Source organism: Buchnera aphidicola str. Sg (Schizaphis graminum) (assembly GCF_000007365.1).
Classification (GTDB): domain Bacteria; phylum Pseudomonadota; class Gammaproteobacteria; order Enterobacterales; family Enterobacteriaceae; genus Buchnera; species Buchnera aphidicola.
In genome coordinates, this window is record NC_004061.1 from 421,134 (window position 1) to 435,214 (window position 14,081).

Genomic DNA, 14,081 nt, shown 5'->3' on the forward strand with positions numbered 1-14,081 from the left:
ATGATTTCTTAAAAAAATTTCGTTTTAATTTTTAAAAAAAATTTCTGTTTATCTAGATATTAAGATAATATATTGTAAATTTTAAAAAATTAAAGAAAATTTTTTTATTCGTACATATTAAATACATTTAATTATATCTGAAATATCATAAGCCAATTTTTTTATTTTAAGATAATTTTCACCTTCTACCATGATACGAACGTATGGTTCTGTACCAGATTTTCGTATAAAAAAACGACCTGATTTACCTAAAATTTTTCTAGATTTATAAAGAATAGATTGAAATCTTGTATCTTTTTCAAAATCTTTTTCTTTATTAAAAAAAACGTTCAACAGTATTTGGGGGAATAATTTTACTTGGTTAGATAAAAAATATAAAGATTTGTTATTTCTAATCATCGTTAATAATATTTGTAAACTAGCTATAATTCCGTCACCAGTAGAATGTTTATCCAATAAAATAATGTGTCCTGATTGTTCAGCACCAAGAATCCATTTTTTTTCTTTCATTTTTTTATATAAATAACGATCTCCTATTTTTTTTGTTACACAAAAGGGAATACCAAGTTTTTTTAGTCCAGAAATAATACCCATATTCGTCATTAAGGTACCTACTACTCCACCTTTTAATTGATTGTTTGTTAAATATTCTTGAGCAATTATATAAATAATTTGATCTCCATTTACTTCATTTCCTAAATGATCTACCATAATAACACGATCTCCATCACCATCAAATGCTAAACCAATATCTGCTTGTGCTGATATCACTAGTTTCTTTAACTTCAAAATATCAGTAGATCCAGAATTTTTATTGATATTAATTCCATTTGGACAAATAGAAGAAGTAATGACTTTTGCACCAAGATCTTGAAAAATTTTAGGTGCTACATGATAAGTTGAACCATTAGCACAATCTAGTACAATAGTAAATTTAGATAAGTTTATATTACGAGGGAAGGTACTTTTACAAAAATCAATGTATTTTTTTACAGCATTTCTAATTTTTTTGGACAAACCAAAATTTTGTGAATAAGAAGAATTATATAAAGAATTATCCAATTGTTTTTCGATAAAAAATTCTTTTTCTTCAGTTATTTTTATTCCATTTTTTAAAAAAATTTTTATTCCATTATCATAAAAAGAATTATGAGAACCAGAAATAATAATTCCAGCTGAAGCATTTAAAGATCGTATTAAATATGCAATTGCGGGAGTAGGTATACAACCCGCTAATAAGGTCGAAAACCCTTTTGACAAAATTCCAAATTCTAAAGCATATTGTAACATACATCCCGAAATTCGTGTGTCTCTTCCTATAATAATTTTTTTTTTTATTTTTACCTAATACGGTACTGATAACTTGTCCTAACTTTAATAAAAAATCTGGAGTTATAGGTTTTTCTCCTACCGTACCACGTATGCCATCTGTACCAAAATATTTTAAATATTTCATAATAATTTTATCCTTTTATTCGTTTAGAATATTTTTTAATATTTAAACACAGTAAATATTTCTACAACAAAATAAAAAGTAATGCTAAATTTTAGAAAACAAGATGAAGCTATAATCAATTTATGACTTCATCTTATTTTAATGCTTATTTAAAAAATAATGTGATTCACATTAAAATTTTATTTCATTAATAAAGGGTAAATAAAAAATAATAACTTATTTTAAAATAATTTATTTAAATATCTTTCTTTTGATCAACTTCCAACCATCCTTTTGGTTTGCGCACTTCGCGTCTTTCCATTAAATCATCAATTTGCAACGAATCAATAGTTTCATATTTTATTAGAGCATCCTTCATAGCATGTAAAATATCAAGATTTTCATTTAAAATTTTTCTAGCGCGATTATAATTAACTTCAATTAATAGTTTTACTTCTTCATCAATAATTCTAGCTGTTTCATCTGACATATGTTTTGCTTTAGCAACAGAACGACCTAAAAAAACTTCTCCTTCTTCTTCAGCATATAATAAAGGACCAAGCTTATCTGAAAATCCCCATTGAGTTACCATATTTCGTGCTAAATTTGTAGCAACTTTAATATCATTAAATGCACCAGTTGAAACATTTTGAGAACCATAAATAATTTCTTCTGCTAAACGACCTCCATAAAGTGTAGATATCTGACTTTCTAGCTTTTGACGACTAATGCTAAGTATATCTGATTCTGGCAAAAAAAAGGTTATTCCTAATGCTTGGCCTCTAGGAATAATTGTTACTTTATGTGCAGGATCATGATCAGGTACCAATCTTCCGATAATTACATGACCAGCTTCATGATATGCAGTTGATTCTTTTTGAAAATCACTCATAACCATGGATCTACGTTCAGAACCCATCATAATCTTATCTTTTGCTTTTTCAAAATGTATCATAGATACTACTCGATTATTAAAACGAGCAGCGAAAAGTGCAGCTTCATTAACTAAATTAGCTAAATCTGCTCCTGAAAAACCTGGAGTACCACGAGCAATTATCATTGGATCTACATCTTCAGATAACGGAACTTTACGCATATGTACTTTTAAAATTTGTTTTCTTCCACGAACATCTGGAAGCGCTACAATGACTTGACGATCAAAACGACCGGGACGAAGTAGAGCAGGATCTAAAACATCTGGTCTATTAGTAGCAGCTATCAAAATTACACCTTCATTGCCATCGAATCCATCCATCTCTACCAGCATTTGATTTAATGTTTGCTCCCTTTCGTCATGACCCCCACCTAATCCAGCACCTCTTTGACGACCAACCGCATCAATTTCATCAATAAATATAATACAAGGTGCAGATTTCCTAGCATGTTCAAACATATCTCTTACTCTAGATGCTCCTACTCCAACAAACATTTCAACAAAATCAGAACCAGAAATTGTAAAAAATGGAACCTTTGCTTCACCTGCTATTGCTTTTGCAAGCAATGTTTTACCAGTTCCAGGAGGACCTACCATAAGTATACCTTTAGGTATTTTCCCTCCTAATTTTTGAAAACGACTAGGTTCTTTTAAATATTCAACTAATTCACTGACCTCTTCTTTTGCTTCATCACATCCTGCAACATCAGCAAAAGTGGTCTGAATTTGATCTTCTGATAGCATACGTGCTTTGCTCTTACCAAAAGACATTGCTCCTTTTCCACCACCCATTTGCATTTGACGCATGAAAAAAATCCAAACACCTATTAACAATAACATCGGGAACCAAGAAATAAAAATAGAGATTAGAAGACTCGGTTCTTCGGGTATTTCACCAACAATTTTAACATTTTTTGTTAAAAGATTATCTAATAACTTGGGATCGTTAATAGGAATATACGTAATATATTTACTACTATCTTTTTTAGTAACACTAATTATCCGTCCGTTAATATATGCTTCACGGACTTGATCTTGATTAACTTCTGATAAAAAAGTAGAATAATCAACTCTATGATTACTAGTATCGCTAGAATTAAAATTCTGAAAAACAGACATTAAAACAACTGTAATAACTAACCAGAAGATCAGGTTTTTAACCATGTCACTCAAGGGAACAACCTCTCATTAACATCTATTTTTAAAGAACAACACAGATTATTATTTTTTTATCTGGTTGCTAGCATGAATATTTCTCGAGATCTTGATCGAGAAGTTTTAGGTTTACAAATTTTGATTTTTGAAAACAAATTTTTCATCTGCGCAAAAAATTCATTAAAACCTTCTCCTTGAAATGATTTTACTAATACAACACCATTTCGAGATAGTACATGATCGGATATTGTAAAAACTGTTTTACATATTTCAATAATCCGTGGCATATCAATAGATGAACAACCTGTGATATTAGGTGCCATATCAGACATAATTAAATTTAAATTAACATTAGACAAATTGGTTAGTATCAAATTTAATGTTTTTTTATTACAAAAATCTCCTTGAAAAAAATCAACACCTTTTATTTTTTTCATAGGTAGTATATCACAAGCTAAAATATATCCTTTTTTCCCTATTTTTTTAGCGGCATATTGAGACCAACCCCCAGGAGAAGATCCTAAATCAAGAACATTCATTCCAGGTTTAAACAATCTATTATTTTTATCAATTTCTTCTAATTTAAACCAAGATCTTGAACGTATTTTTTGCTTTTTAGCCTCCTTAACATATTGATCTTGAAAATGTTCTGACAACCAACGATTAGAACTATTTGATTTTTTTTTAGAAATCATATTTTTATCAAATATCTTTATATTATAGAAGATTGTATTTCTTATTATAAAAAAGTATATATTTAAATATAATCTATTTTTAAAATTTTATATTTAACATTACCTGATGGTGTATGTATAATAGCAATGGTGTTAACAGTTTTACCAATTAAACCTCTTGACATCGGGGAATTAATAGAAATTAAATTTTTTTTAAAATCTGATTCATCATCACCAACAATCTGATAAGTAAACACTGCATTGTTCTTTATATTTAAAATAGTTACTGTAGAACCAAAAACTACTCGTCCATCATTTGATATTTTTGTTATATCTATAATTTGAGAATTAGATAATTTGGATTCAATTTCTTGTATACGTCCTTCACAAAAACTTTGTTCTTCTCGTGCTGAATGATATTCAGCATTTTCTTTTAAGTCGCCGTGCTTTCTAGCTTCTGCTATTTGGACAGTAATGCGAGGACGTTTTACATTTTTTAATTGTTCAAGTTCTTCACGAAGTTTTTCGGCACCTCTAACAGTCATTGGAATTAAATTAATCATATAAAATACCTCATTATGTTACTTCTTAAAAAAAATATAAAACGAATCTTTTTTTAAGCATAAAAAAATATTTATAAAACACTATTATTTTTATAAATTTTTTAAATATTAAAAAATTTTTATTTTATATCAGTAATGATTCAAATAAAAATATAGTAATATTACTTTATCATTGATAAAATTTAATCAGTTTTAAATCAAAAAAAATAATTTTTTCATATAAAAAATTTTATTATTTTTTAAAATATATGCTAGTAATATATATTTAAATAAACTCTAATTAACAGTATATATATCTATCTTAGATATCTATTTTAATGTAAAAAATCAAATTTATCAAAATTTTAAAAATTTAATATTTTATAACAATCATTCAAAAGTATATTTAAAAATGAATAAAAAAAAAATAATATCAATTCTAAAAGAAAAGTTAAATTTAAAAGATATTTATGTTACAGAAGATAATAATCATTATGAAATCACAGCTATAGGAAACGTGTTTAAAGGACTAACTCAAGTTAAAAGACAAAAAAAAATCTATAATCCTTTGATTGACCTAATTACAGAAAATAAAATTCATGCTATATCTATAAAATCTTACTCTTTAGAAGAGTGGGATAAAAATCAAAAATAAAGTATATTAAAAATAGTATAGAGATTTCATAGTAAATGAATAAATTATATATAGAAGGCGATAAGAAATTAAATGGAAATGTTATAATTTCTGGTTCTAAAAACGCAGCTTTACCTATTTTATTTATGACTATATTAACGGAAAAAAAAATTAAAATAAGTAATGTACCAAAATTAAGAGACATTAATATAGCAATCCAATTGCTAAAAAGTTTAGGAGCACAAATAAAATATAAAAAAAAAAATTTATATATTGATACAAGTTCAATAAAAATTCACTCTCCACCCTATGATTTAACAAAGCAGATAAGAGCATCTATCTGGATGCTAGCACCTCTTCTAATTCGTTTTGGTAAAGCTAAAATATTTTTACCAGGAGGTTGTAAAATAGGTGCTAGACCGATTGATCTTCATATTAAGGGCCTAATTGCATTAGGCGCAAAAATTATTTTAGAAAAAAATTATATTTCTGCTTCTATTAAAAAACCCTTAACAGGAAAACGTATTTATATAGAAAAAATTAGTGTAGGAGCAACTATTACTGTTATGAGTGCAGCTACACTAGCTCAAGGTACAACGATTATTGAAAATGCAGCTCAAGAACCAGAAATTATTGACACGGCAAAATTTTTAAACACCTTAGGAGCAAATATTATTGGAGCAGGTAGTAATAGAATATTTATCAAAGGTGTTTTAACACTTATCGGAGGTAAACATAAAATTATACCAGATAGAATTGAAACAGGAACCTTTTTAATTGCAGCAGCAATATCTAAAGGATATATTATTTGCCATGATACTGAACCTAAATATTTAAAAAATGTATTAATGAAATTATCAGAATCAGGAGCGGAAATTAAAACAGGAAAAGATTGGATTCAATTAGATATGAGAGGTAAAAAACCGAAATCTATAAATATTTCAACTTCTCCATATCCAGGATTTCCAACAGATATGCAACCACAATTTGCTTTACTAAATAGTATTTCTCAAAGTAAAGGTACTATTACTGAAAATATATTTGAAAACCGTTTTATTTATACTTCAGAACTGATTAAAATGGGAGCAAAAATAAAAATAAAAAACAATTCTATTGTCTGTAAAGGTGTTCCTAATTTATATTCTCAAAATGTCTTTTCTAACGATTTGAGAGGATCAGCAACACTAGTTCTAGCCGGTTGTATTGCTAGAGGAACGACAACAGTTGATAATATTCATCATTTTGAAAGAGGATATGAAGCATTTTCTGAAAAATTAAATAAATTAGGAGCAAATATTAAATATATATAAATATTTTTTATATTTTAATAAAACAATTTATATTTATTTAAACTCAAAATTGAATTTTAATTAACAATTAAAATTTTTTTAAAAAATAGGAGCATTATTATGTACGCAGTTTTTATGAGCGGTGGAAAACAATATAGAGTAAAAAAAAATCAAATTATTCAATTAGAAAAATTAAATAATTCACCAGGTTCAATAATTGAATTTGACAAAATTTTAATGATTTCTGCTAAAAAAGAAGTAAAAATAGGTGAACCTTTTTTGAAAGGAACTAAAATCAAAGCTCACGTTGAAAATCATGGTAGATTAAAAAAAATAAAAATAATAAAATTTAATCGCCGTAAACACTATAAAAAAAAACAAGGTCATCGTCAATATTTTACTAATGTCAAAATTTTAGATATCAATAATTTTAATGGGAAATAAGTCAACATGGCACATAAAAAAGCTGGTGGATCTACAAGAAATGGCAGAGATTCTAATGCTCAAAGATTAGGAATTAAATGTTTTGGTGGTGAACTTATTCCAGCAGGTAGTATTATTGTAAGACAAAGAGGAACTAAATTTCACCCTGGGAAAAATGTCGGTTGTGGAAAAGATCACACTATTTTTGCTACTGTAAAGGGAAAGGTAGAATTTAAAAAAAAGGGAATTAAGAAAAGAACTTATATTAACATAGTAAGATAATATTAAAATTTTTATGAAATATTAACTATAGAAAAAACCCCTTTTTAAATAAGGAGGGGTATTCTTTTCTTAAACTTAAGAAATAAAATATTAAAAATACATAGTAAATAATTTTTTTAAAAAATAAAGAATAAAAAATGAAATTTATTGATCAAACAATAATTCAAGTTATTGCTGGGAATGGTGGAAATGGATGTGTTAATTTTAGAAGAGAAAAATACATTCCTAAAGGTGGTCCAGATGGTGGAGATGGTGGGGATGGTGGAAACGTTTGGTTACAATCTGATAACAATTTAAATACTCTAATTGATCTTAGATTTAAAAAAACATTTCAAGCTCCTCACGGAGAAAATGGATCTGGAAAAAATTGTTCTGGTAAAAAGGGAAGTGATATAAAAATATATGTTCCTGTTGGTACAAAAATTATCAATTATCAAACACGTGAAATAATAGGTGATTTAATTAAGCATAAGCAAAAAATATTAATTGCCAAAGGAGGTTGGCACGGATTAGGAAATACTAGATTTAAATCTTCAATAAATAGAACACCAAGACAAAGAACACTTGGATCAGTAGGAGAAAAACGTGATATACAATTGGAATTAATTTTAATAGCTGATGTAGGGACGTTAGGTATGCCAAACGCTGGAAAATCTACTTTAGTAAAAAGTATATCTGGTGCTAAAACAAAAATCGCAAACTATCCGTTTACTACATTAAATCCTGTTTTAGGAAGTGTTAATACAGAAGGTAAAAAATTTATTATAGCTGATATTCCTGGAATAATGCAAAATGCATCTCAAGGATTTGGTTTAGGTGTGCGGTTTTTAAAACATTTAGAAAGATGTAAAATATTGCTTCACATTGTTGATTTATGTCCTACAGATCATTCTAATCCTGTAGAAAATATAAGAATTATTTTAAATGAATTAAAAAAATATAATACAAGTTTATATAATAAACCAAGATGGTTAATTCTTAATAAAATTGATTTAATAAAATCTTCGGAAATAAAAAAAATTATTGATAAAATTAAAAATTTTTTAAAAGTAGAAGAAAGGTTTTATTTAATCTCTTCGATTAAGAAAATAGGTGTTAAAAAACTATGTTCTGACATAGCATTTTACTTGCAAAAATAGCAATTTTTTCTTTTGACTTTTTAATTTAAAATAAAAATTTTTACAATTATGAAAACACAAAAAAGAACTCGGTTTATTATAAAAACCAAGTTCTTTAAAAAAATTAGTTAACGCTTAGAAAATTGTGTACGTTTTCTAGACTTACGAAAACCTACTTTTTTTCGTTCAACTTGTCTTGAATCACGTGTAACAAAACCTGATTTCCTGAGTTCAGAACGTAGTAAATGATTATATTTGATTAAAGCTCGCGTAATTCCTTGTCGAATAGCACCAGCTTGTCCAGACACCCCTCCTCCTTTTACCGTAATGTAAATGTTAAAATTATTCATCATATCAACTAATTCTAATGGTTGACGTACAACCATACAAGAAGTTTCACGACCAAAATAATCTTTCAAAGAACGTTTATTTACAGTTATTTCTCCATCACCAGATCTCAGAAAAACTCTAGCAGAAGAACTTTTACGACGTCCAGTTCCATAATTTTGAATTTTAACCATTAATTTTTATACCTTTTTAAATATTTAAAAATTGAGGACACTGTGCTATATGATCATGATTTTCATTAGAAAAAACTTTTAATTTTTTAAACATTGAACGGCCTAAAGAGCCTTTTGGTAACATTCCTTTTACAGCTATTTCTATTACCTTAGCAGGATTTTTTAACATAATTTCTTCAAATCTTAATTGTTTTATACCACCGATATAACCAGTATGGTGATAATAAACTTTGTTAATTTTTTTTTGTCCAGTAACTAATATTTTTGAAGCATTTAAAACTATAATATAATCTCCAGTATCAAGATGAGGAGTGTACTCAATCTTATGTTTACCTCTAAGACGAATAGATATTGCACTTGCAAATCTACCTAATATTTTATTTGTTGCATCAACATAGAACCAATTTCGTTTTATATCATTTAGTTTTAATGAAAAAGTTTTCATTTCATAATTCACTTAAAAATAATTATTCACAGAGAAAATAATACTATGATTATAATTAATAAGATATAGTAAAATACATTATTGCCAATAATACTTTTTAAAATGTTTTTGTAAAAAATTAATTAAGAATATAGATTATTGTAATAAAAATAGAATTACATCATTCTAATTTAAAGATTAATATTTACCTATATTTTAAGTATATAAAAAATAAAAAATTTTTATATAAAACATATAAAAAAATATTGATTTATATAAATATTATTTTTTTTAAAAATAAAAATGTATATTAAAAACATATTTTATTTCAATTTAAAAACACTAAATTTTTAACAGGTAAAATAAATTATGCCATCTAAAAATGATTTATTAAGTTTTCGAAGTGAAATCAACAACATCGACAAAAATATTGTTCAATTATTGGCAAAAAGAAAAAAATTAGTATTAAATATAGCAGAATCTAAAATAAAAAATAATCAACCTATACGAGACATAGAAAGAGAAAAAATTTTATTAGAAAAACTAACTAATTTAGGAAAAAAAAATAATTTAAATACTAATTATATAACACGTTTATTCCAATTAATAATTGAAGAATCTGTATTAACACAAAAAAAATTATTAAATAAGTTTTGCAATGATAATAATCTTGACCTTGCTAGTTTTTCTTTTCTTGGTCCTAAAGGTTCTTATTCACATATTGCTGCATCTCAATATGCAGAACAAAATTTCAAAACATGTATTGAAAATGCATGTTTAAGTTTTAACGAAGTTATACAATCAGTTGAAAACAATCAAACAGATTATGCTGTTCTACCGATAGAAAATAGTTGTTCTGGATTTATTAATGAAATATTTGATATTTTAAAAAAAACAAACTTATTTATTATTGGAGAAATTAACATTTCGATAAATCATTGCTTACTTGCAATAAAAAAAATAGAGCTTAACAAAATTAAAGCAGTATATAGTCATCCTCAACCATTTCAACAATGCAGTTATTTTATAAAAAAATTTCCAAATTGGAAAATTCAATATACTAATAGTACTGCAGATGCAATGAAAAAAATTGTCAAATACAACATAACAACCAATGCTGCTTTAGGAAGTGAATTAGGAAGTAAAATTTATGGATTAAAGGTATTGTACAAAAATTTAGCAAATAAAAAGAAAAATATTACAAGATTTATCTTATTATCAAGAAAACCTGTTAGTATTTCTTCAAAAATCCCTACAAAAACAACGTTAATATTCAATACAGGTCAAGAATCAGGCGCTCTCGCTGAAGTATTATTAATCTTGAAAAAGAATAAATTAATTATGAAAAAATTAACTTCTCAAAATATTTATAAAAATCCATGGGAAGAAATGTTTTATATTGATGTTCAAGCTAATTTATCATCTTCCTTAATGCAAGAAACTCTTGAAAAAATAGGTAAAATTACTAAATTTATAAAAATTCTAGGTTGTTATCCAAGTGAAAATATAACACCAATAATCCCATAACATTGCTTAATTGTAAATTAAATTTTTAGATACTCTTTTAGATTTAAAAACATTAATAGTAAATTAAAAAAAAATAATAATTTAATATCAATTTAAAAACGAGTAAGAAAAAATGTTTAATAACTTAACTGAACGTCTTTCACAAAGTTTACGTAAAATTATTAATAAAGGAAGACTGACAGAAGAAAATATTAAAGATACTATACGAGAAGTAAGAAAAGCACTTTTAGAAGCAGATGTAACACTGTCAGTAATAAAAAAGTTTATACAAAATGTTTCAAAAAAAGCAATTGGTCATGAAATAAATAAAAGTTTAACGCCCGGTCAAGAATTTATAAAAATTGTAAAAAATGAATTAATTTTATCAATGGGGGAAAAGAACCATGATTTAAATCTTTCTATTCAACCACCAGCAATAATATTAGTCGTAGGACTACAAGGAGTGGGAAAAACAACTACTTTAGTAAAATTAGCAAAATGGATTAAAGAAAAATATAAGAAAAAAATATTAACAGTATCAACTGATATTTATCGAGCTGCTGCAATTAAACAATTACAGATATTATCTGATCAAGTTAAAATAGATTTTTATTTATCTGATACAACTCAAACACCAATAAACATCACAAAAGAAGCGATTGAACATGCAAAATTAAAATTATATGACTTGTTATTAATCGATACAGCAGGACGTTTACATATTAATACAGAAATGATGAATGAAATAAATACAATACAAAACATTTCAAAACCTATTGAAACATTATTGATAGTAGACTCAATGATGGGTCAAGATGCAATCAACATAGCAAAAAAATTCAGCGCATCTTTATCTATATCCGGTATAGTGATAACTAAAACAGATAGTGATGCTAGAAGTGGTGTTGCTTTATCAATTCGTCATATTACTGGAAAACCAATTAAATTTATAGGAACTGGAGAAAAATTACACCAATTAGAACCATTTCATCCTGAAAGGATAGCTGATAGAATTTTAGGAATGAATCAAGTTATATCTCTGATCAAAGATATTGAAGAAAAAGTAAATCAATCTCAAGTAAAAAATTTAACTAAAAAATTTAGAAAAGGTGATGATTTTAACTTAAATGATTTTTTAATACAACTAAAAGAAATGAAAAATATGGGAAATTTAAACTATTTTATAGAAAAATTCTCAAAAAATAAAATTCTATCTAACAATCCATTATTAGGCGAAAATAAAAATACTCTAAATAGAATAGAAGCAATTATATATTCTATGACTCATAAAGAAAGAATGCATCCAATAATCATTAAAGGTTCTCGAAAACGCAGAATTGCCTTAGGTTCGGGAACAAAAATTCAAGATGTAAACAAATTATTAAAAAATTTTGATAATATAAAAAAAATAATGAAAAAAATAAAAAAAGGAGGAATTGGAAAAATGATTCGAAACATAAGCAATATACTACCGAAAAATTTTTAAAAAAGAAATAAACTAATAATTTTTGTTTAATATATAAAACAATACACAATAAATTAAAATTTTTATATTTAAGAGAGGAAAAAAATGGTACGAATTCGATTAGCTTTATATGGCACTAAAAAACGTCCATTTTATAAAATGGTAGTAGCAGATAGTCGATTTTCTAGAGATGGACGATTTATTGAAAAATTAGGTCATTTTAACCCAGTTTCTAAATGCCAAAATTCAACTCTTAAATTGAATTTAAATCGTATTGAATACTGGCAAGGAAAGGGAGCTCAAATTTCAAAAAGATCTCAAAAACTAATAAAATTATTTAATAAAAAAGAGGATACAGTATAAATATTTTTTTAAAAAAACCATTACATCCTATTTTAATAGGAAAAATAGGAAAAGCTTATGGAATATTAGGTTGGGTAAAATTTTTTTCTTTTACTGAAAATAAAGAAAAAATATTCAGCTATTTTCCATGGTTTATTCTAAAAAAAAAATGGGAAATCATTCATGTTGATAAATGGAAAAAACACAACAATAATTTTATTATTCATATAGAAAATATTCTTGATCGTTCAACAGTCAGTAAATTTACTAATTTAGAAATTTTTATAGACAAAAGTATACTTCCGATATTAAAAGAAGATGAATATTACTGGAATGATGTAATTGACTGTAAAGTATTTAATTCGAGGAAAGAGTATTTAGGAAAGGTAATTAATCTAATTAGAAATCAAAATAATGACGTTCTTATCATAAGAAATAACTTAAAAAAAAATAATTTTAAAAAAATAATGATTCCTTTTATTCATAAAAAAATAGTTAAATATATTAATGTTAAACATAAAATTATAACAGTTATATGGAATTGAACAAACATGATCAAACTAAAACAAAATATGATAACACTTTAATATGGTTCTGTATTATTACAATTTTTCCGGAAATGTTCTATGCAATTACAAATTATGGAGTAACTGGAAAAGCAATTCGTAAAAATATTATAAATATTAAATTTTTTAATCCAAGAGATTTTACTGATAATAAATATAAATCTGTAGACGATCGTCCTTACGGAGGAGGACCGGGAATGTTAATGAGTGCAAAACCATTATATTTAGCAATTAAAAATGCAAAAAATCTATTAAAAAGTGCAATAGTTATTTATTTATCTCCTCAAGGAAAACGATTAAATCAAAAAAAAATTCTAGAAATAATCAAAAATAAAAAAATTATTTTTGTTTGTGGTCGATATGAAGGAATAGATCAAAGAATTATTGATTGTCAAGTAGATGAAGAATGGTCTATAGGAGATTATATACTGACTGGAGGAGAACTGGCAGCCATGGTTGCAATAGATTCTATTTCCAGATTTATCCCAGGAGTAATTAAAAAAAAACAATCAGTACAAGAAGATTCATTTTTCAATGGTCTTCTTGATTATCCGCACTATACAAGACCTAAAATAATAGAAAAAATGAAAGTACCAGAAATATTACTTTCAGGAAATCATGATAAAATTCGTTTGTGGCGTTTAAAAAAATCTTTGGAAAAAACTTGGACAAAACGACCAGATTTATTAAAAAATAAAATTTTAAAAAAAGAAGAAAAAATACTTTTAAATGAATTAAAAAAAATTAATAAAAGGTAAATAAAAAAATTAT

15 protein-coding genes and 1 pseudogene are annotated in these 14,081 nt (G+C 25.8%); 10 read left to right on the forward strand and 6 right to left on the reverse strand.

All coding sequences use genetic code 11. The features are described from left to right. Positions 1-117 precede the first annotated feature (117 nt). The 4 genes and pseudogenes from glmM to greA all read right to left on the reverse strand — a co-directional run bounded on the left by glmM (position 118) and on the right by greA (position 4,761). A pseudogene (gene glmM / locus BUSG_RS01920) lies at positions 118-1,456 on the reverse strand (phosphoglucosamine mutase). A gap of 235 nt (positions 1,457-1,691) precedes the next feature. Beyond that, positions 1,692-3,533, reverse strand: coding sequence for an ATP-dependent zinc metalloprotease FtsH (ftsH, locus tag BUSG_RS01925; protein ID WP_011053888.1), 1,842 nt, complete (start codon positions 3,531-3,533; stop codon positions 1,692-1,694). A gap of 65 nt (positions 3,534-3,598) precedes the next feature. After that, positions 3,599-4,219, reverse strand: a complete 621-nt coding sequence (gene rlmE / locus BUSG_RS01930) for a 23S rRNA (uridine(2552)-2'-O)-methyltransferase RlmE (RefSeq protein ID WP_011053889.1) — start codon at positions 4,217-4,219, stop codon at positions 3,599-3,601. 62 nt (positions 4,220-4,281) lie between these two features. Then, positions 4,282-4,761 carry a transcription elongation factor GreA gene (gene greA, locus BUSG_RS01935; protein ID WP_011053890.1) on the reverse strand — a complete coding sequence of 160 codons (480 nt, stop codon included), beginning with the start codon at positions 4,759-4,761 and terminating at the stop codon, positions 4,282-4,284. Between the two features lie 391 nt (positions 4,762-5,152). On the opposite strand from greA, the gene BUSG_RS01940 reads away from it, so the two are divergent. The 5 genes from BUSG_RS01940 to cgtA all read left to right on the forward strand — a co-directional run bounded on the left by BUSG_RS01940 (position 5,153) and on the right by cgtA (position 8,507). Continuing rightward, positions 5,153-5,395 carry a BolA family protein gene (locus BUSG_RS01940; protein WP_011053891.1) on the forward strand — a complete coding sequence of 81 codons (243 nt, stop codon included), beginning with the start codon at positions 5,153-5,155 and terminating at the stop codon, positions 5,393-5,395. A 35-nt stretch (positions 5,396-5,430) separates the two neighbouring features. After that, positions 5,431-6,684 carry a UDP-N-acetylglucosamine 1-carboxyvinyltransferase gene (gene murA, locus BUSG_RS01945; RefSeq protein ID WP_011053892.1) on the forward strand — a complete coding sequence of 418 codons (1,254 nt, stop codon included), beginning with the start codon at positions 5,431-5,433 and terminating at the stop codon, positions 6,682-6,684. A gap of 99 nt (positions 6,685-6,783) precedes the next feature. Further along, entirely contained in the window at positions 6,784-7,107 is a 324-nt protein-coding gene (rplU, locus tag BUSG_RS01950) for a 50S ribosomal protein L21 (protein ID WP_011053893.1), read from the forward strand. A gap of 6 nt (positions 7,108-7,113) precedes the next feature. Continuing rightward, on the forward strand, positions 7,114-7,368 hold the full coding sequence (gene rpmA, locus BUSG_RS01955) for a 50S ribosomal protein L27 (protein ID WP_011053894.1): 255 nt from the start codon (positions 7,114-7,116) through the stop codon (positions 7,366-7,368). Positions 7,369-7,505: 137 nt separating this feature from the next. Further along, complete coding sequence (cgtA, locus tag BUSG_RS01960; protein ID WP_011053895.1) at positions 7,506-8,507, forward strand: Obg family GTPase CgtA; 1,002 nt, start codon at positions 7,506-7,508, stop codon at positions 8,505-8,507. Positions 8,508-8,614: 107 nt separating this feature from the next. On the opposite strand, the gene rpsI is transcribed toward cgtA, so the two are convergent. After that, on the reverse strand, positions 8,615-9,007 hold the full coding sequence (gene rpsI, locus BUSG_RS01965; protein ID WP_011053896.1) for a 30S ribosomal protein S9: 393 nt from the start codon (positions 9,005-9,007) through the stop codon (positions 8,615-8,617). A 16-nt stretch (positions 9,008-9,023) separates the two neighbouring features. After that, positions 9,024-9,452, reverse strand: a complete 429-nt coding sequence (gene rplM, locus BUSG_RS01970; RefSeq protein ID WP_044006056.1) for a 50S ribosomal protein L13 — start codon at positions 9,450-9,452, stop codon at positions 9,024-9,026. Between the two features lie 348 nt (positions 9,453-9,800). Here rplM and BUSG_RS01975 point away from each other — a divergent pair, with 348 nt between their 5' ends. The 5 genes from BUSG_RS01975 to trmD all read left to right on the forward strand — a co-directional run bounded on the left by BUSG_RS01975 (position 9,801) and on the right by trmD (position 14,068). Continuing rightward, a complete protein-coding gene (locus BUSG_RS01975; RefSeq protein WP_011053898.1) occupies positions 9,801-10,958 on the forward strand; it encodes a chorismate mutase in 1,158 nt (385 codons plus the stop codon). A 112-nt stretch (positions 10,959-11,070) separates the two neighbouring features. Beyond that, positions 11,071-12,423, forward strand: a complete 1,353-nt coding sequence (gene ffh / locus BUSG_RS01980) for a signal recognition particle protein (protein ID WP_011053899.1) — start codon at positions 11,071-11,073, stop codon at positions 12,421-12,423. An 84-nt stretch (positions 12,424-12,507) separates the two neighbouring features. Beyond that, positions 12,508-12,765: a 30S ribosomal protein S16 gene (rpsP, locus tag BUSG_RS01985; RefSeq protein ID WP_011053900.1), complete on the forward strand. Its 258-nt coding sequence runs from the start codon at positions 12,508-12,510 to the stop codon at positions 12,763-12,765. Positions 12,766-12,809: 44 nt separating this feature from the next. After that, positions 12,810-13,289: a ribosome maturation factor RimM gene (rimM, locus tag BUSG_RS03175; protein ID WP_256359015.1), complete on the forward strand. Its 480-nt coding sequence runs from the start codon at positions 12,810-12,812 to the stop codon at positions 13,287-13,289. Further along, on the forward strand, positions 13,280-14,068 hold the full coding sequence (trmD, locus tag BUSG_RS01990; protein ID WP_011053902.1) for a tRNA (guanosine(37)-N1)-methyltransferase TrmD: 789 nt from the start codon (positions 13,280-13,282) through the stop codon (positions 14,066-14,068). The genes rimM and trmD overlap by 10 nt, the downstream gene beginning before the upstream one ends. Positions 14,069-14,081 lie beyond the last annotated feature (13 nt).

What these genes read in the sequence shown, in the direction of transcription:
- ftsH (WP_011053888.1), bottom strand. Translation starts at nt 3,533, where the DNA reads ATGGTTAAAAACCTGATCTTCTGGTTAGTTATTACAGTTGTTTTAATG.
- rlmE (WP_011053889.1), bottom strand. Translation starts at nt 4,219, where the DNA reads ATGATTTCTAAAAAAAAATCAAATAGTTCTAATCGTTGGTTGTCAGAA.
- greA (WP_011053890.1), bottom strand. Translation starts at nt 4,761, where the DNA reads ATGATTAATTTAATTCCAATGACTGTTAGAGGTGCCGAAAAACTTCGT.
- BUSG_RS01940 (WP_011053891.1), top strand. Translation starts at nt 5,153, where the DNA reads ATGAATAAAAAAAAAATAATATCAATTCTAAAAGAAAAGTTAAATTTA.
- murA (WP_011053892.1), top strand. Translation starts at nt 5,431, where the DNA reads ATGAATAAATTATATATAGAAGGCGATAAGAAATTAAATGGAAATGTT.
- rplU (WP_011053893.1), top strand. Translation starts at nt 6,784, where the DNA reads ATGTACGCAGTTTTTATGAGCGGTGGAAAACAATATAGAGTAAAAAAA.
- rpmA (WP_011053894.1), top strand. Translation starts at nt 7,114, where the DNA reads ATGGCACATAAAAAAGCTGGTGGATCTACAAGAAATGGCAGAGATTCT.
- cgtA (WP_011053895.1), top strand. Translation starts at nt 7,506, where the DNA reads ATGAAATTTATTGATCAAACAATAATTCAAGTTATTGCTGGGAATGGT.
- rpsI (WP_011053896.1), bottom strand. Translation starts at nt 9,007, where the DNA reads ATGGTTAAAATTCAAAATTATGGAACTGGACGTCGTAAAAGTTCTTCT.
- rplM (WP_044006056.1), bottom strand. Translation starts at nt 9,452, where the DNA reads ATGAAAACTTTTTCATTAAAACTAAATGATATAAAACGAAATTGGTTC.
- BUSG_RS01975 (WP_011053898.1), top strand. Translation starts at nt 9,801, where the DNA reads ATGCCATCTAAAAATGATTTATTAAGTTTTCGAAGTGAAATCAACAAC.
- ffh (WP_011053899.1), top strand. Translation starts at nt 11,071, where the DNA reads ATGTTTAATAACTTAACTGAACGTCTTTCACAAAGTTTACGTAAAATT.
- rpsP (WP_011053900.1), top strand. Translation starts at nt 12,508, where the DNA reads ATGGTACGAATTCGATTAGCTTTATATGGCACTAAAAAACGTCCATTT.
- trmD (WP_011053902.1), top strand. Translation starts at nt 13,280, where the DNA reads ATGGAATTGAACAAACATGATCAAACTAAAACAAAATATGATAACACT.